Annotated in this window: 12 protein-coding genes; 5 read left to right on the forward strand and 7 right to left on the reverse strand. The window is 66.1% G+C overall.

The genetic code is table 11. The features are described from left to right. Positions 1-367: 367 nt before the first annotated feature. The 3 genes from QMC96_07795 (at position 368) to QMC96_07805 (ending at position 4,209) form a co-directional block, all read left to right on the forward strand. Positions 368-2,980, forward strand: a complete 2,613-nt coding sequence (locus tag QMC96_07795) for a PAS domain S-box protein (protein ID MDI6876656.1) — start codon at positions 368-370, stop codon at positions 2,978-2,980. Between the two features lie 71 nt (positions 2,981-3,051). After that, positions 3,052-3,324: a hypothetical protein gene (locus QMC96_07800; GenBank protein ID MDI6876657.1), complete on the forward strand. Its 273-nt coding sequence runs from the start codon at positions 3,052-3,054 to the stop codon at positions 3,322-3,324. A gap of 207 nt (positions 3,325-3,531) precedes the next feature. Then, a complete protein-coding gene (locus QMC96_07805; protein ID MDI6876658.1) occupies positions 3,532-4,209 on the forward strand; it encodes a PAS domain-containing protein in 678 nt (225 codons plus the stop codon). Between the two features lie 131 nt (positions 4,210-4,340). Here QMC96_07805 and QMC96_07810 read toward each other — a convergent pair whose 3' ends face one another. Next, the gene (locus QMC96_07810; GenBank protein MDI6876659.1) at positions 4,341-4,586 is read right to left on the reverse strand and encodes a hypothetical protein; all 246 of its coding nucleotides are present in this window, start codon (positions 4,584-4,586) and stop codon (positions 4,341-4,343) included. 1,352 nt (positions 4,587-5,938) lie between these two features. Between QMC96_07810 and QMC96_07815 the strand changes: the two genes are divergently transcribed. Beyond that, positions 5,939-6,271: a PIN domain-containing protein gene (locus QMC96_07815; protein ID MDI6876660.1), complete on the forward strand. Its 333-nt coding sequence runs from the start codon at positions 5,939-5,941 to the stop codon at positions 6,269-6,271. Positions 6,272-6,600: 329 nt separating this feature from the next. On the opposite strand, the gene mutL is transcribed toward QMC96_07815, so the two are convergent. Both mutL and mutS read right to left on the reverse strand, forming a co-directional pair. Beyond that, positions 6,601-8,370 (reverse strand): DNA mismatch repair endonuclease MutL, encoded by a 1,770-nt coding sequence (mutL, locus tag QMC96_07820; protein ID MDI6876661.1) that lies wholly within the window; start codon positions 8,368-8,370, stop codon positions 6,601-6,603. Further along, on the reverse strand, positions 8,367-11,012 hold the full coding sequence (gene mutS, locus QMC96_07825; GenBank protein MDI6876662.1) for a DNA mismatch repair protein MutS: 2,646 nt from the start codon (positions 11,010-11,012) through the stop codon (positions 8,367-8,369). The genes mutL and mutS overlap by 4 nt, the downstream gene beginning before the upstream one ends. Before the next feature lie 211 nt (positions 11,013-11,223). On the opposite strand from mutS, the gene QMC96_07830 reads away from it, so the two are divergent. Then, the gene (locus tag QMC96_07830) at positions 11,224-11,892 is read left to right on the forward strand and encodes a TrkA family potassium uptake protein (GenBank protein ID MDI6876663.1); all 669 of its coding nucleotides are present in this window, start codon (positions 11,224-11,226) and stop codon (positions 11,890-11,892) included. A gap of 58 nt (positions 11,893-11,950) precedes the next feature. Here QMC96_07830 and QMC96_07835 read toward each other — a convergent pair whose 3' ends face one another. The 4 genes from QMC96_07835 to QMC96_07850 all read right to left on the reverse strand — a co-directional run bounded on the left by QMC96_07835 (position 11,951) and on the right by QMC96_07850 (position 17,616). Then, positions 11,951-13,423: a TrkH family potassium uptake protein gene (locus QMC96_07835; protein MDI6876664.1), complete on the reverse strand. Its 1,473-nt coding sequence runs from the start codon at positions 13,421-13,423 to the stop codon at positions 11,951-11,953. Between the two features lie 728 nt (positions 13,424-14,151). After that, positions 14,152-14,913, reverse strand: a complete 762-nt coding sequence (locus QMC96_07840; protein ID MDI6876665.1) for an AAA family ATPase — start codon at positions 14,911-14,913, stop codon at positions 14,152-14,154. Positions 14,914-14,916: 3 nt separating this feature from the next. Beyond that, the gene (locus tag QMC96_07845; GenBank protein MDI6876666.1) at positions 14,917-15,699 is read right to left on the reverse strand and encodes a P-loop NTPase; all 783 of its coding nucleotides are present in this window, start codon (positions 15,697-15,699) and stop codon (positions 14,917-14,919) included. Positions 15,700-15,735: 36 nt separating this feature from the next. Then, on the reverse strand, positions 15,736-17,616 hold the full coding sequence (locus QMC96_07850) for an ASKHA domain-containing protein (protein ID MDI6876667.1): 1,881 nt from the start codon (positions 17,614-17,616) through the stop codon (positions 15,736-15,738). Positions 17,617-17,627: the final 11 nt, after the last annotated feature.

Here is a 17,627-nt window from a genome sequence, read left to right on the forward strand (position 1 = left end):
CCGCGCTCAAGTCCAACCAGATGCGCCTTCGGACCCCGAAATTAATAAATAGTATCCCCGGGTCTCACCCTGTCTGAACATACCATCACTCTGGGTCTCCTGTGGCCCGATGCTTCTGCAACGACGGATTCTTGAAGGGCCGTTGCGGGGCCGGCTTGCGAGTGTGCGAGAATGCTTCCCGAAGGAAGTCTCACCCTCCCGAACCGGCGAAGGGGACGGCATGCGGTGGGAAGTGGTGGAGCATGGGAGGGGTTGGCACCCCGAAGGGTGAGACACTCCCGGATCCGGCTCTGCTCCGGGGCAGACGATGCCTGCGCTTCCTAGAAACCCTCCGTTCTCCTACTATCTGATGATAGCACTCTTTTCCGTGATACTCATCGTAGTTGCGGGCGGGATCTGCATCAATTACATCAATATGTCCAGGGATTACCATGAGGATGCGGAAAGGCTTCAAAATATCACAGAGAAGCATATCAACACGTCTTTCCGGCAGATCGATACCGCCCTCAAGATCTACGACAGTGCCTACAACGATCAGATGGAGGAGGCGTTTGTTGTCGTCATGGAGGAGTACGACCGCTCCGGAGGGGATCCGTCCCGCGTCGATCTTCAGGCCCTCAAGCAGAAGATTGGCGGGATGGAGATCTACTTCATCAACTCCAGCGGCGTGATTGTATATTCCACCGAGCAGAAAGACCTCGGGCTCGATTTCTCCGTGATCTATCCCGACTTCTACGAATACCTGAAGGGTATCTGGTACAGGCCGGGGTTCTATCCCGACCGGGTGGTGATGGAGTGGTACAATGGGACCCTCACCAAGTATGCCTACATGCCGACGGCAGACCACCGCTATATCATAGAGCTGGGCCTGACCTCGGAACGGTTCGGCGGGGAGCGCATGGAGCTCCGGTACTCGGATATCATCGACGAAGTGCGGTCCTTCAACTCCTACCTCCAGGATGTCTGCCTGTGGCAGAAGCAGAAGCGGGAGGTCTACAATGCCAGCCACTGGGCGGAGGGTGAGGAGTCGGAGATCCTCGACCGCGTCCTCTGGGAGGAGCGCAGAAACCTCACGTTTACCGACCCGGATGCCGGAACGACCACCCGATGGCTGCTCGTGGACATGAAGGATCCCGACTACGGGGCCGATAAGAGCATCGTTGCGGAGCTCACCTACAACGATGCGATGATCTGGCAGGGGCTGAACCGCCTGATCGCGATCCACCTCCTGGTCGGGCTGGTTGCCGTGCTCATCGGGGGCGTATTTGCCCATACTCTCTCCCGCCGCCTGACGCGCCCCATCGGGGAGATTGTGCAGGACGTGAACCTGATTGCCCGGGGAGATCTGGACCACCGCATCAATCCCACCCGGGGACAGGAGTTCGAGGAGCTGGAGGGGAGCATCGACGCCATGGTCGGCACCCTCAAGGGCACGATCCGGCAGCTGCAGGAGAGCGAGGAGAACCTGCGGGCGAGCGAGGAGCTCTTCCGCAGCCTCTGGGACAGCGTGCTCGACGCCACGCTGATTCTCGACTGGGACGGAAGAGTGCTCTTTGCGAACCGGGCGGCTGCCGGGCTGATCGGGCTCCACTCCGCTGGTGCGGCCGTTGGGCATTCCATCTTCGAGGTGCTCGATCCGGAGAGCCAGAAGCTGGCGATGCAGAACCTCTCCCGCATCCAGGAGGGTCAGGGCGGGATTCGCTCGGAGTACCATATCCATTCGTTCGACGGGCAGGTGAAATGCGTGGAGAGCCTCAGCACGCGGATTCTGTTCCGAGGCCGGCACGCCGATCTGGTCTCCCTCCGTGACATCACCAAGCGAAAACGGGCCGAGAGAGATCTCCGCCAGAGTGAAGAGCGCTTCCGGGCTCTCTACGAAGACAACCCCTCGATGTACTTCATCGTGGATGCGGAGGGTGTCGTGGTCTCGGTGAACCGCTTTGGAGCCGAACAACTGGGGTACACGGTTGAAGAGCTGGAGGGGAGATCGGTCCTGGACGTCTTCCACCCGGACGACCGGGAGGCGGTGCGGCGGCAGCTGGCTGCCCGCCTGGAGAACTTCGGACAGGTGGCAAGCTGGGAGTTCCGCAAAGTGCGCAGGGACGGGACGGTTCTGTGGGTAAAAGAGACGGCGCGGGCTGTGCGCGGGCCGAACGGGAGCCATCTGGTGCTCGTCGTATGCGAGGATATCACCGATACGAAGCGGGCGGAAGACATGATACGGCGGTTGAACGAGGAGCTGGAGCAGCGCGTGGCTGCCCGCACGGCGGAACTCGCGGCAGCCAATCAGGATCTGGAGTCCTTCAGCTACTCGGTGTCCCACGACCTGCGGGCTCCTCTCCGCGCAATCGACGGCTACACCTCCATCCTTCTCCAGGAGCACCCGTCCCTGCCCTCCGCGAGGACGCGGGAGTACATGAGGAAGGTGCGGGAGAACGTGGAGCAGATGGCCCTCCTGATCAACGCCCTCCTCGACCTCTCCCGCATGGGGCGGCAGGAGCTGACGAGGCAGGTCTTCCCGCTCCGCGAGGTGGTGGACCAGGCGCTGGACAACCTCCGGGCGGAGCGGGAAGATCGCGAAGTGGAGATCGTGATCGGGGAACTGCCGCCGCTGTACGCCGATCCGGCAATGATCCGCCAGGTCTTCCAGAACCTTCTCTCCAATGCGCTCAAGTTCACGGCGAGTCGGCAGCCGGCGAGGATCGAGGTGGGATCATTCCGCGATGAGAGCGGGTGTGCTGTATACTTCGTGCGGGATAACGGCATCGGATTCGACATGGTGTACGCCGACAAGATCTTCGGTGTCTTCCAGCAGCTCCACAGCAGGAGAGAGTACGAGGGGTCCGGCGTGGGGCTCGCCATCGTGAAGCGGATCGTGGATCGGCATGGCGGGCGGATCTGGGCGGAGTCCCGCGAGGGGGAGGGGGCGACGTTCTACCTTCGGTTCCCCGATGCCGGCGGGAAGGATGCGGCGCCCTAGACGGGCGTGGGCGGGATGGCTGGGGGGTCTCTTCCGGTACGGTTAAATTCCGACCCGCTGAGGATACTCCCATGGCAGCTGAGAGAGACGGGAAGGCGCCCCGCCGCTCGAGCGTTGAGATCGGGACCCGCGAGTGCGCGCTCTACACCCTCGTGAATGTCGATGCGGCTCGGGAGAACCTCCGGGAGGTCCGCAGGCATGTCCGCGGCGATCACAAGCGCCGCATCGACAGCACAATCGCGGTTCTCAACGTGATTGCGTTTGAGACACAGCAGATGTTTGCCATCGCGGACGAAGAGGCGGAGGCATTCGTCCGGAGGCACCGTGCGGCCTATCCGCGGTAAGGGATGCGGCAACAGCCCCTTCTGCACGGGGTACCGGGCGTTTGTGTGCAGTGTTGCCTTGCATATTTTTATTATCCCTCAATAGAACCGCGATCTACAGAGATATCGGGTGGCGCAGGGGAGAGCGCGAAGCGGCCGCTGTACGCGGGACGATCAGCAGATTCTGCTGCCCCGCCCGGTTCCAACGCTACGGAGGTCTGTCTCCCGGTGTCCATTCCGCAGGGGCACCGCCTGGATTCGACAGACAGGAAGTCGAGATGGATGCACGGCAGCCCGAAAGAGGACCGGAACGGTCCTGCGGCGGCGGAGTCGCAGCCGCCCGGGATCGAATCCCCGCCACGTCCGCCGTCGAGCGGCGACGAGGTGCGGGAGATCGAAGAGCGGCTGCGCACGCTGATCAATACGATGGCAGAGTTCATCGTCTTCAAGGACGGAGAGGGGCGCTGGCTGGAGGCCAACGACTCCTGTCTGCGCCTCTTCCAGCTGGAAGGCAAAGACTACCGGGGGCGGAGCGATCGCGAGCTGGCGGACCTCGTCCCGTTCCACCGCGATACGTTCGCCGTCTCCTCGCAGACGGACGAGGCCGCCTGGAAGGCGGGATCTCTCTTCCGCACCAGCGAGAGGATCCCCCTGCCCGACGGATCGGTGCGGATGTTCCAGGTGGTGAAGGTGCCCGTCTTCCACCCGGACGGACGGCGGAAGAGCATGGTCGTTGTCGGGCGGGACGTGACCGAGCGCAAAGGGGTCAAAGAGGCGCTCCAGCGGGCGCGGGAGGAGCTGAAGGGGCGCGTGGAGGAGTGCACCGCCGAACTGGCTCGGGCGAATGCGGTCCTCCGCCAGGAGTTCCGGGAGCGCAGAAGACAGGAAACGGGATCCGCGCACTGAACGGAGCGCGGAGTTCTTACCACCCGGATCCCGCCGGGGCGCACGATGCCTGAGCGGTGCGAAGACAGACGGGCAGCGTGCGGCAGGGGCCGCATCCCCCTCCCGATCGGCATTCCCGCTCTCCCGGGGCGCTACCTCTTCTGCACCCAGTCCGGATGCTCCTGCAGGAACTCCGCCTCCTTCTTCCGGATCTCGTCGATGCCTGCCGATGTCGGCATGCTGAACACGCGGTGCGGGATCCATGCCCCGACCTTGAAGTGGCCGGGCAGATCGTTCTTCTTTGCAGCCCCGTACTCGCCCGTGTCGTAGTCGCGGTAGACGAGCTCCAGCCCTTCCTTCTCCGCGATCTCCTTTGCCTCCTCCCATGACTGCGCCATCGTACCCTCTGTTCCCGCAATACTCATTGCAGTTATTTAGGTCTTGTGCCGCGCTGATCATCCGCAGGATGGGGTCGGATGCCCGGACGGATGGAAGAGGCTGCCCCATAAATCCCCGCCAGGAACGGGTGGCGGCGATCAGAATCGCGTCGACGATTGGGATGACGATCGGGGTCGCGCGGGACTGCGTTATCGGGACATCGGGGTATCCGGCAGAGGCAGCGAAGACGATGCAGCCGGCGAGGGACGGGGATCCGCACATCGAGATGCCCCCTCACGGCACGGGAGAGTCCATCCCGTGCCTCTTCGCAGTATCGGGTGTTCACGGGTACTGGAACTGTGCTCCGGAGATCCCGGATACGGATCATCGTATCCGAATTCACCATTCCGCCGTCCGGAAGCATCTTTGAGCGATCCGCTATCACCTTCTTCTCTGCACATCCGACGCTCCCGGGCCGATCCCATTCCCCCCAGCAACACCTTCTCCCTGCCAGCCACCGGGTGCGTACGGAGCCATGTACTCGGTTGTACGGTGCGGAATCCGTGATCCACACCTGAAAATCTGTGAGAAGGGAACGTATCCGGCGATCGTGACCTTCTCCATTCCGGCTGCACGCTCCGGCAGCCCGAATTCCCCCTGCATCGCCGATACCAGGGCGATTCCCGAGGAAAAGGGGAAATATCGGATTTTGATGTCCATAAGAAGGCAAAAGGCACCAAACTCAGTGCCCTGGCCGACCAGCGGGTCCGTTCCGTCGCCGGCACTGTCGCCCGACCATTCTTCGTCTCTGACAACGGTTGCGGAGTTTGAGCTCGAACCAACGGGAAACCCTCGGGCGTTTCCGCGGATGCGGCCAGGGATTCCCGGGGGATCCGGCACTGCATGCGGATACGGGTCATCTGGCGCATCGTTCCCGTGCATCGCCGAAGCCGGGGGGGCGATCCTGATGAGGAACCCGTGCATGGGCCAGAGAGATCGTGGATACCCGCGCACGGGAGCGAAGAACCAACTATCCCACGAATGGCATCAGTGCTCCATGGGGCGGTCCGGTGCCGTGGAGGTCGAAGATTGATCGGCGATGCGGCGATCCAGCTCGATCAGCCCCTGCGGGCAGGAGGAAGAGAGAGTGATAGTCCGGGTGAAGAGAGAAACCAAAAAAAAGACAAAACTCCACGCCCCGGAAGAGTAGGTTCAAAATCTGGCAGAAAGGGATCGGGAAGAGTCGTCCTGATGGAGATCCCCGATAGGGAGGACGGGTCGGCATTCCCTGATACCGATATCCTCCTCTACGTCCATACCACGCAGTTCTCTCTGTCGTGCGAAATCCTTCCCGGAAAGGTGCAGGGCGGAGATGGTACGGGCTGCTCGATTCCACGGTCATCGACGAGTTCTTTCACAAAGCCTTTCCACCCGGATCTGCACCGCCAAGTCCCTTTCACCACGGGAAGCGATTGCATATGTCAAGGAGCGCCCGGGGATCTCGAACACGTTGAGCATCCCCTATACCGTGACCCGGGAAGTACGGGAGCAGCACAACCTTCGGATGCTGGATACCTCGGATGTCCTGGATGAACCCCTCCAGATCTCGCAGCAGCAGGGATTGTTGTTCTCCGATGCACTTCCTGCTGCGTCGGCACGCAAGCACCATGCCGACCACGTCGCGACGAATGACCGGGATTTTTGACCGGGTGGACCTTCACACGCTGGCGAGCCCTTCTGCAGAAGAGTTCCCCCGCCCTCCTGTGCCGAACCCGTTTGCCCAGTTTGAGGCGAACGGGTTCCCCGCCGAGAACGGTGGCTACGGAGGCGATTGGTGCTGCCCTCGATCCCGAATCCCCCGAACCCCGGCGAGCTCGGACCGGGCTGTCCGGCTTCTCCCGCACCCGAGCGTCCCCGCTGGCGGTGAGAACGCATTCGCCCTCCCGCGGGTCGTCGGGGAGAGCGTTCACGATCCCGGAGCGGCAAGCATTCGGAAAGGGGAAACGTCGCCCCTGCCGCGGCGGGAGGTGGCGATCAGGTGCGCCTGAACATCGCGTCCAGCCGGGCCCGCGGGATGGAGACGATCGTCGGCCGCCCGTGGGGGCAGGTGTAAGGGTTCCGGGTATACCGGAGCTGCCGCAACAGCCGCTCGCACTGAGCGGGAGTGCAGACCGTTCCGCCCTTCAGGGCCCCCCGGCAGGCGATCACCCGCCCGATCGCCTCGCGGCTGTCCGGGCCGCGGCGCACCCCCTCCGAGAGAAGATCGGTGACGACGGCATGAACGGCCGACGGGTCCTCCCGCCGCCCCAGGACGACCGGGACCGCCCGCACCGCGTAGGCCCCCCTCCCGAAGGGCTCGATCCGGAACCCCTCCCCCTCCAGCGCCGGGAGGACCTCCTCGAGGATCGCCGTCTCGCGGGGGGAGAGGTGCAGGACGGCGGGAACCAGCAGCTCCTGCGACCGCGCCCCCTCCTCCCGGGCTTCCATGAGCTGGTCGTAGAGGATCCGCTCGTGGGCGGCGTGCTGGTCGACCAGGATCAGGTCGTCGTCCGGCGTCCGCGCGACGATGTACGTCGCCCCGAGCTGCCCGATCACCTCCAGGTCCGGCAGGCGGTTTACCTCCTCCCGCGGGGCGTGCGGCGGTTCGGTACGGCGGAGCTGCCGCTCCGCCGCGAGGAGCCCGGCGTGGGTGGGCTCGCGGACCCCGCCGGGCGGGTCCGGGCGGTGCGGGTAGGGGGACTCCGCTGCCGGCAGGAGGGCGCGCTCCTCCTGCTCCGGTATGCGGGTGCGGTCCCGCAGCGCCCCGCCGACGATCCGCGCGATCTCGGGAAGGATCTCCTGCTCCCCACTCACCCGCACCTCCCGCTTCGTGGGGTGGATGTTCACGTCCACGAGGTGCGGCGGCATCGAGAGGTCCAGGAAGACCAGGGGATAGCGGTCCCCGGGCAGCAGTCCTCCATATCCCTCCCGGATCGCCCGGAGCAGGGACGGGTGATGGACGGACCGGCGGTTGATGCTGACGAACATCCGGTCCCGGGTCTTCCAGGAGATCGCCGCCTGGGTAATCGAACCCTCCAGGCGGAAGTGCGCGGTCTCCTCGCGGATGGGGATCAGCGCCCGGGCCGCCTCGACGCCGAAGAGGTCCAGCACTGCATCCGCCAGGTCCCCTGTCCCCTGCGTGGAGAGGCGCTCCTTCCCGTTGTGCAGCAGGCGAAACCCGATCCCGCGGTGGGCGAGCGCCTCTCCTTCCACGACGCTGACGATATGCGCCAGCTCGACGGCGAGGCTTTTTAAGAACTTCCTCCGCGCCGGGGTGTTGAAGAAGAGATCGCTCACGGCCACCGCCGTCCCCTCGGGCGCACCCGTCTCGCCGATCCCCTCGAGGCTCCCTCCGCGCACCGTCACCCGGGTGCCGCCCGCCGCGGCAGAGCCCCGCGGTTTCGTCACCAGCGTCACCTCGGCGACGGCCGCAATGCTCGCCAGGGCCTCCCCGCGGAACCCCAGGGTGCGGCACCGCTCCAGGTCGGCGATGCTCCGGATCTTGCTGGTGGCATGCGGCGTGAACGCCAGCGCCGCATCCGCCGCCGACATCCCGATTCCGTCGTCCGTCACCTGGATGCGGGTGATGGCGCCGCGGGCCGAGGTTATCTCGACGCGGATGCGGCGTGCATCCGCGTCGATGGCGTTCTCGATCAGCTCCTTCACGACCGAGGCCGGCCGCTCCACCACCTCGCCGGCGGCGATCTGGTTCACCGTGCTCTCGTCCAGGACGCGGATGGTCGGCGGGGAGGGGCGGGTGTTCATCGCTCCCGCCCCCCGGCCTTCTCCTTCAGGTCATACAGCGCGAGGAGCGCCTCCCGCGGCGTCATCGAGTCCGGGTCCAGCTCCTGCAGGGCCCTGACAAGGGCGCTCTCCCGTACTCCCCCTGCCGGCGGATCGATGAGGAGCATCTGGGTGTAGCGCCGCACCTTCGGGCCCGTCTCCCGTTCCATGGACTCCTTCAGGATGGCGCGGGCGCGATCGATCACCTTCCGCGGAATGCCGGCGAGCTGGGCCACGTGGATGCCGTAGCTCTTGTCCGTGGCGCCGGGGATGAGTTTGCGCAGGAACACCACCTCTGCGCCCGTGTCCTTCACCGCGAAGTGGCAGTTCTTCACCCGGGGGTACTCCGTCTCGATGCCCACCAGCTCGTGGAAGTGCGTGGCGAAGAGCGTCCTCGGGCCGGACGCCCGGCCGTGGAGGAACTCGAGCACCGCCCGTGCGATGGAGCAGCCGTCGAGGGTGCTCGTGCCCCGCCCGATCTCGTCCAGGATCACCAGACTCCGCGGCGTGAGATTGTTGAGGATATTGGCGAGCTCCAGCATCTCCACCATGAACGTCGACTGTCCGCTCGCCAGATCGTCGAACGCCCCCACCCGGGTGAATATGCGGTCCACGAGCCCGATGCGGGCGTACTCCGCCGGAACGAAGCTGCCCATCTGCGCCAGGATCACGATCTGCGCCACACCCCGCATGTAGGTGGACTTCCCCGCCATGTTCGCGCCGGTGATGATCAGGATCTGGTCGCCGTCCCCGTCGAGGTGCGTGTCGTTGGGCACGTAGCCTCCCCCCATGCGGGCGTCCACCACCGGGTGCCGCCCGTCCCGGATCTCGATCCGGGTGCTCTCGTCCAGGATGGGGCGGACATAGCCGTTCCGGCGGGCGACCTCGGCGAGCGCGGCGTAGACGTCCAGCTCCGCCAGGATGCGGGCGTCCCCCCGCAGATCCGGGATGGTCTGCCGGAGGGACTCGAGCAGGGAGGCGTAGAGTTCGAGTTCCCGGGAGAGGAGACGCTCCTCCGCCGTGGCGATCATCGCCTCCTTCTCCTTGAGCTCCGGGGTGGTGAACCGTTCTCCGCCGGCGGTCGTCTGCTTCCGTTCGTAGTGCGGGGGCACCAGGTGGAGGTTGGGGCGGGTGACCTCGATGTAGTAGCCGAATACGCTGTTATAGCCGATCTTGAGAGAGCGGATCCCGGTCTCCTGCCGCTCCCGCTGCTGGAGGTCCAGGATCCAGTCCTTCCCCGAGACCGCCATCGCCCGGAGCTCGTCGAGCCGGGGATCGTAGCCCTCCCGGATCATCCCGCCGCCGGCGGTCGCGGCGGGGGGATCGTCCCGGAGCGAGCGGGACAGCAGGCCGACCGTATCCGGAAGACACTTCAGCCCCTCCACCAGGTCGCGGAGGCGGGCCGACCCCCCGCCCTGCACGATCCGGGATCCGAGCGCCTGGAGGTCCGGCAGGACCCGCAGGGTGTCCCGCAGGCGGATCAGGTCGCGGGGACCGGCGTTGCCGTAGGCGATCCGCCCGGCGATCCGCTCGATGTCCGCGCAGCGGTGGAGGAGCGTGCGCAGCTCCGCCTGCACCAGAGGGGCGTTCGCCAGGCACTCCACCGCGTCCAGCCGGGCGTTGATGGCGTCGACCGAGATCAGCGGAGCCGTCAGGCAGGTGCGGAGCAGCCGGCTGCCCATGGGCGTCTCGGTGCAGTCCAGCAGGGACAGGAGCGTGGCGCCGGCGTCGCCGCCCCGGATGCTCTCCAGGATCTCCAGGTTGCGGAGCGTGATCGCGTCCAGCCCCAGACACTGCCCCGGGATTCGGATCGACATCCCGCTGATGTGCTGCAGGGAGCAGCGCTGCGTCTCCCGTGCAAACTGCACGCAGGCGCCCGCAGCCCGGACGGCGGATGGGAACGGGCGGCAGCCGTAGCCGTCCAGGGTGGAGACCTGGAACTGCGAGAGCAGGGTCTCCGTCGCCTTCTCGAGCGAGAACTCGGCATCCCGATAGGGAGTGACCGGGATTTTCCGCTCTTCCAGGGGCTTCACCAGCAGGTTCCCGCCCCCTTCCGGGAGGATGCACTCCGTGGGGCGGTACTTGGCGATCTCGGACAGGCATTCGGTCAGCCCGTCCGAGAGGGGGCAGACGGTGGCGAAGAACTCGCCGGTGGATATGTCCAGGAACGCCATGCCGATCTGACGGCTCCGTTCGTCGGGCAGGAGGGACATCAGGTAGCGGGCCGCCGGAGAGACGCCCAGGAGCCCGGCATCGATCACCGTCCCCGGCGTGATCACCCGCACGACGTCCCGCTTCACCAGCCCCCGCGCAGTCCTGGGATCCTCGAGCTGGTCGCAGATCGCCACGCGGTGCCCCTTCTCGAGCAGCCGCGCGATGTAGCCCTCCGCGGCGTGGTAGGGCACCCCGGCGAGGGGGATCCGCTCCCCGTCCCGCCCCCGGTGGCGGGAGGTGAGGACGATGTCCAGCTCCCGCGATACAAGCTCCGCGTCGGCACCGAACGTCTCGTAAAAGTCTCCGATATGGAAGAGGAGGATGGCATCCGGGTGCTTCGCCTTGATCCGGCTGTACTGCTCCATCACCGGCGACATGCGGGCATGCGGGGAGCGGGGCTGGTCGTTCATATGGCATCTCGACGTGATGAATCGGTCCCGGACAGCGTTTTCGTCTCGTAATCATGGTGCCTGAATTGCCATAAGAGTTCCTGATGGGGGATGAAAGAGGTGCAAACGGGGCTGACAGGCATGCCGCCTGCTCTCCTGCGAGGCCGGCAGGGGGAAGGAACGGCGCCCGGCTGCATAAGGTATTTCTAGGGGAGCGTGGTACCGCGTAGCCGTGTACATCATCATCGTGGGGCTGGGGGGAATCGGGAGGACGCTCGTCGGGATCGCCGCCGACAACCGGAACGACGTGGTTGTCATCGACAAGAACGAGGAGCGCGCCGCCGAGATCCTGGAGCACTACGACGTGCTGGCCGTCGTCGGCGACGCCACGGACACGGAGATCCTGGAGGAGGCCGGAATCGAGCGGGCTGACGCGCTTGTCGCCACGACGAGCGACGACTCGGTCAACCTCATGACCTGTCTGCTGGCGCGGCGCTACAAGGTGCCGAACGTGATCTCCATCGTGAACCAGATCGAGCACTCCGACTTCTTCAAGGAGGTCGGAGTGCGGATCAGCGAGAATCCCGACGAACTGGTCGCGATGCGCCTCTACTACTGGGTGGAGAGCCCCGGCATGCAGCAGCTCGCTGCCCTGCCCGGCGGACGGATCTTCGAGTTCGTCGCCGAACAGGGCGCCCCGTTCATCGACCGCGAGCTGCGGGAGCTGAAGGCGAAGAACTTCGTCGTCATCGCCATCAACCGCGCGGGGAACGGGCTGATCATCCCCACCGGGGACACCCGCATCCGCGCCGGGGATACCCTCACGGTCTTCACCAAGAAGGAGGCGGAGAAGGAGACGCTGAGCCTGCTCGGCCGCCAGCTGAAGCATCCTGCCCGGTAATGACGATACCGCCGCCGATCCCCGCAGCGGGCGCCAGGGGGCGCGCGGCATCCCCCGGTTACCGCGCCACGGTCGTCTCGAAACCCCGGAGCAGGCCCACGATCAGCACGATGACCGGCAGGATCTCGAGCCTCCCGATCCACATCAGCAGGATGAAGATCCACTTGTTCGCCGCGGGGCTGGCCGGCGTCATGAACCCGACGGAGAGGCCCACGTTGCTCATCGCGGAGGCGTGCTCGAAGAGCACCTCGTAGGGCGTGTACGGCGTCGCGTAGAGGTGGAGCACGAGCATGAGGGAGAGGACGAGCGTCAGAGCCCAGAGCACCACGATCAGCATATTCTTCGAGATCTCGAGTTCCGATACATCTTTTGGGAGGATCCGCCCTTCGTACCGGAAGGGGACGATCACCCTTCTTCCCACGAAGAACCGCTTGAACCACCAGACGAGGGCTTCGTAGGCGAGGACCAGCCGATTCACCTTGATCCCGCCGGCCGTGCTGCCAGCCGCACCGCCGATGAACATCAGCATGATGACCAGGATGAGGGGGGCTGCCGCCCAGAGGTTGAGATCGGAGTTCTGGAGGCCTGTGCAGGTGATGCCGGAGACGGCGATGAAGATCCCTTCCCGCACCGCACGGAAAAGCGTGTATCCGTCCGTCAGGTAGAGATCGAGGGATACGATGGCCGAGGCGGTGAGCGCCAGGGAGAGGAAGAGCAGCACCACGGCATCCCGGAAGATCCCGAACTGCCTCTTGACGGAGAAGAGGTAGTAGATCTTGAAGGGGAGCGCCCCGGCGATCATCACCAGCACGAGCACGCCTTCCAGGGCTGCGTTGTCATAGAACCGGATCCCCGCGTCGTGGACGGTGAACCCGCCGGTCGAGAGGGTGCTCATGACCAGGTTCGTGGCATCCCAGAGGGGCAATCCCGCCAGCATGACGAGCCCGATGAAGAGGAGGGTGAGCACCGCGTAGATGCCCCAGAGCCGCCTCCCCGTGGAGACGGCGCTCGGCATGAACGCCTCGGGCCGCCCCTCCGAGCGGAAGAGCCGGGACCTGGCGAGCCCGGAGGCGGTCTGCATCGTGACGGTGAACGCGATCACGCCGATGCCTCCCATCCACTGCATGAAGGAGCGCCAGAAGATCAGCGTGCGGGGGGCGGTGTCGAGGGAGGTCATCATGGTGAAACCGGTGGTGGTCCAGCCGGACATCGCCTCGAAGACGCTGTCGGTGAAGGTCATCTGGAGCCCCAGGATGAACGGCAGGGACCCGACGAGGGCAATGGCGAACCAGGCGAGCGCCGCGGTCGCCAGGGCGATGGAGAGGTGGGGCGCGTGATTCCCCCGGGGTATGCGCCGCAGGAGATAGCCGAGGAGCACGAAGGAAAACGGCGCCGACGCCATGGGGAGAATCATCTCCCACTCCTGGTAGATCGTGAGCACGGCGAAGGGCGCGAACGCGGCCAGCCCGACGAGCTCGAAGATGCTGCCGATATCGTTGGCGATCATCCCGACGTGCTCCCGCCACGGCATGGTTCAAAAGGTGGGGAGGAGAGTAATTAGCCTTTCGCAGGGAGGATGCACATTATCGAAAAAAATCGAATCCCCCTCGCGAATCCGGGAGCGAAGGCCTACGCACATGGCGGGGTACGGGGCCGTGGACACCCCGATCCCCTCCGGGTTGAGCGGGCCTGGAGGTTCCAGAGCGATCGGGCATGGAACAGGTGCAACTCATCGAGGTTGCCGCCACAGGCGCATGCAAGGTCCGGGCTCGAGTACTGCGGAAGGGTATCGGGAATCCATACCGGTCAGCCTCCGGGGGGCATCGAGGGGGCGGGGGCACGGTATAATATTCGAACGGATACACCTCCCCTGGAGGGCATCGCAATGGCGAGGCGGGGCAGGGAACAGACCGCGCGGATCCCTCCTGTGAGCCTCCCTTCGAGGCTATCGCAGCAGCGGGAGGAGGACGGGGGAGAGGGGGGCGCACCCCCTCCCCCGCCGGTGCGATAGGCCTGGACATGGGAAATCCGGGAGTGGACGCTGCATTTAAATCCGATGGGCGCAGCCCGGCTCTATGGTACGACCATTCCCCGTTGCCCCTACCTCGAGCGTTCAGGTATGCAGAGAGTCTCCCGCACCAGGGGTTGCAGCCGCTCTCTGGATCGTGCACGGCACTACAGGTTCCGTTTCGTGCTGCGGGACGCCGATCCTGGCCTGAGGGAAGGAAGCGAAATGCCGTCCGCGGTGCGGATGAGCCTTCAATAGCCGGCCTTTGCGAGAATCTCCGCCACGGCGCGGTATGCCGGCGACTCGTCCGGAACCTCGAGGAGCGATCGCCCCGAGAGCACGTACTCCGAGAGCAGCGGGTCGTAGGGGATCTTTCCGAGATAGGCATGCGGGAATTCCCGGCGCAGGCGATCCTCTTCGGACTCCGGAAAGAGGAATGCCCCCACCAGGTAGAAGCGGCGCGCCTCGATCCCCACCTCCCGCACGATCCGCTGCGCCCGCCGCACGTGCCCGAAGGAGCGGCTGGAGGGGCTCACGAGGTCGAAGATGACGTCCACGACCGTCGAGATCTTGCGGTTCAGGTGCTCGAGGCCGGCCGGCGAGTCGATGAGCACGTAGCGGTAGTTCTTCGCGATCGTGGAGAGCGCGCCCTTCAGGGCGGCGTCCGGCAGACAGTAGCACCCCTCGACCCACCGGGTCCCGACCGCCATCAAATCGCAGAACTCCCCTTCGTACAGCCCCTCCTCCCAGATCCGCGTCTCGATCCGCTCCGTCGGGGCGCGGCCGGCCGTGGTCCCGCCCCGTTCCAGGAACGTCTCCGTTGTCAGGTCCGCAATCGTCCGCACTCCCCCGGCCTCGAGATCGATCCCCACCATCTCGCCGAGATTCTGGTCCGGATCGGCATCGATGAGGAGGAGGGGCGTCTCCCCCGTCGCGATGAAGTGTTTGGCCATGAGGGCGACAAAGGAGGTCTTCCCCGTCCCCCCCCGCCCCATCGTCACCACCATCTGCATGGATCACGCCTCCGGCATGCCCTTCAGGCGGTCAAGGATACGCTCCAGCGCCCGGATCGCCGGGCTGTCCGCATCCGGGAAGATGGTCGTTCCCCGGATGCCGGCCTCCCGCACCGTGCGGTCGAAGGGCACCTGCCCGATGCACTCCAGCCCGTTGACGCTCGCGTACTCCCGCACGGCGCGGGCCTGGTCCGCGTCCTCGATCATGTTCGCGAGGATCGCGGTCCTGCGGATCCCGGCCCCGGCGGAGAGCCGGGCGATCTTCCGGGCTGCATGCAGCGATCGCACGTTCGCGTCCGTGACCACGAGCATCACGTCCACGCGGTCCGCCGTCCCCCTGCCAAGATGCTCCACACCGCCCTCCATGTCCAGGATCACTGCCTCGTCCCGCTGGACGGCAACGTGGCGGAGAAGGGCACGCAGCACGGCGTTCGCCGCACACGTGCAGCCCGATCCCATGGAGGCGACCGTGCCCATGACGAGCAGGTCCACGCCCGAGGGTGTGCGCACCGCGTAGCGCTCGACGATGTCCTCGACGCTGAACGTGAGGCTGTACACCCCGGGGTAACCCGTCCCCGTCTTCAGGGCGATCAGCTCCTGGTTCTCCGATAGGGGCAGAATGGATCCCGCCTCCTCGGGGGACAGCCCCAGGAAGATCCCCAGGTTCGGCGAACTGTCCGCGTCGATTGCGAGGACGCGCTGCCCCTGCCGGGCGAACAGCCAGGCCGCCGTGCCGGCAACGAACGTCTTTCCCACGCCCCCCTTGCCGGATACGGCTATCTTCATGGAGTCCCCCTCCTTCCCGCACTCACGGCTCTCCTCCTATGCATGCCCTCCCCGATCCCGCCCCGCGGGAAAGAGTTCGCTCCTGCCGGGGATGGAGAGCGCGGCGGTGTACTCTTCGACGAAGTCGGGATCGACCAGGAGATCGATATAGACCATCGCATCCGCGATCGCCTGCGCCTCCCGGCGCTTCCGCAGGGAGAGCAGGGCGAGGTAGGCCCCCGAGAGGGAGCCGTTCCCGATCCCCTGCACCGTCGCGTTCGGGAACGGCGGGAGGATCCCGAAGGCGGTGAGGCTCCGCATGTCGGCGAACGCCCCGAAGGCGCCGGCGAGGTATACGTGGCGGATATCCTCGGGCGTCAGGCGGTACCTCTTGAGCAGGACGGCGACGGCTCCGCAGAGCGCCGCCTTCGAGTCCATGAAGTAGTCCATGTCCTGCTGGGTGATCGCGATATCCTGGCCCGTGGCGGTCTCCTCCGCCGGGACCAGGCAGTATTCGGCACCCTCGTGCCCCCTGCGGACGCGGGGGTGCGATCCCACGAACTTTCCCTTGAAGTCCAGGATGCCGGCCTGGAACATGCCGGCCGCGGCATCGATCAGCCCCGAGCCGCAGATCCCCCGCGGGGGTGCCGACCCGACCGTCTCCACCGTCGCTTCGCCGCTGACGGGATCGATCGCCACGTGCTCGATCGCCCCCCGCATCGCCCGCATACCGGCGCCGATCCCCGCGCCCTCGAAGGCCGGGCCGGAGGCGCAGGAGACGGCGGCGAGCCACTCCCGGTTGCCGACCACGATCTCGCCGTTCGTCCCCAGGTCGATAAGGAGGGAGACCTCCGGGCGCCCGTGCATCCCGGAGGCCAGCACGTCCCCGACGGCATCGCCGCCGACGAACCGGCTCACGTTCGGGAGGCAGTAGCAGTAGGCGCGGGGGTGCGCCTCGATGCCCAGGGATGCCGTCCTGAAGACGAACGGGTGGCGCGGCACGTCCGCGTCGACCATCTCCAGGTAGCGGGGATCCCGCCCGACCAGCAGGTGGTTCATCACCGTGTTGCCGCCGACCGTCACCTCCAGGATCTCCGCGGGGGCGATTCCCGCTGCCGCCGCAGCATCGCGGATCACCTGGTTGATGCTCTCCCGGGCCGCCTGCTGCAGCAGCCGCACCCCGTCCGCCCGCCCCGAGAACCCGATGCGGGTGATCACCTCCTCCCCGTAGGTGATCTGGCGGTTCAGCGTCGCCTGCCGTGCCAGCAGGACCCCCGTCGCGAGATCGACGAGGGTTCCGACGACGGTCGTGGTGCCGAGATCGAGGGCGATGCCGCAGGGGGGATCGGATCCGTCTTCGGGGACGATATCCAGGATCTCGGGGTACCCGGGCGTACGCGTCAGGATCGCCAGGGCCGGCGGCGCCGGGATCCGCGCCAGCACCTCCTCCGGCGCGCGGGGGCGCGCACCCGTGTAGCCGACGAGGCGGATGGAGCGTCCCCCGGGGGCGAAGGGGTCCCCGTCTCTCACCTGCAGCGGGTGCCGCTCGACGGGAGGGTCGAGGTGATCGGTCTCGATCCCCTCCGGAATCAGGATCTGCGGAGCCTCGATCCGGCTCTCGATCGGCACGGTAACCTCCATATCCCCGCCGACCATCACCTCGCACGCCAGGCGGTATCCCGCCTCCACTTCGCGGGGGGAGAGGTGTTTCCGCCGCGCTCCGCCCCGCTCCGTCCAGCCGCCCCCCTCCAGGATGACGCGGCACTTCCCGCATTCTCCTTTCCCCCCGCAGATGCTCTCGATCTGGACGCCCGCCCTGCGGATCGCCTCGAGCAGGCTGGTTCCGGGCGGGACCTCCGCGGTGCGGTTGAGCGGGTGGACGTAGACCCTCGCCTTCCGCCTGACCGCATCGCGGGATCGGGGGACGAGTCCGCTCATCGGGTCCGCCT

The organism is Methanomicrobiales archaeon, from assembly GCA_030019205.1.
Classification (GTDB): domain Archaea; phylum Halobacteriota; class Methanomicrobia; order Methanomicrobiales; family JACTUA01; genus JASEFH01.

Coding starts and splice junctions, on each gene's coding strand:
- QMC96_07800 (MDI6876657.1), top strand. CDS start 3,052: ATGGCAGCTGAGAGAGACGGGAAGGCGCCCCGCCGCTCGAGCGTTGAG.
- QMC96_07810 (MDI6876659.1), bottom strand. CDS start 4,586: ATGGCGCAGTCATGGGAGGAGGCAAAGGAGATCGCGGAGAAGGAAGGG.
- QMC96_07815 (MDI6876660.1), top strand. CDS start 5,939: ATGGTACGGGCTGCTCGATTCCACGGTCATCGACGAGTTCTTTCACAA.
- mutL (MDI6876661.1), bottom strand. CDS start 8,370: ATGAACACCCGCCCCTCCCCGCCGACCATCCGCGTCCTGGACGAGAGC.
- mutS (MDI6876662.1), bottom strand. CDS start 11,012: ATGAACGACCAGCCCCGCTCCCCGCATGCCCGCATGTCGCCGGTGATG.
- QMC96_07835 (MDI6876664.1), bottom strand. CDS start 13,423: ATGCCGTGGCGGGAGCACGTCGGGATGATCGCCAACGATATCGGCAGC.
- QMC96_07840 (MDI6876665.1), bottom strand. CDS start 14,913: ATGCAGATGGTGGTGACGATGGGGCGGGGGGGGACGGGGAAGACCTCC.
- QMC96_07845 (MDI6876666.1), bottom strand. CDS start 15,699: ATGAAGATAGCCGTATCCGGCAAGGGGGGCGTGGGAAAGACGTTCGTT.
- QMC96_07850 (MDI6876667.1), bottom strand. CDS start 17,616: ATGAGCGGACTCGTCCCCCGATCCCGCGATGCGGTCAGGCGGAAGGCG.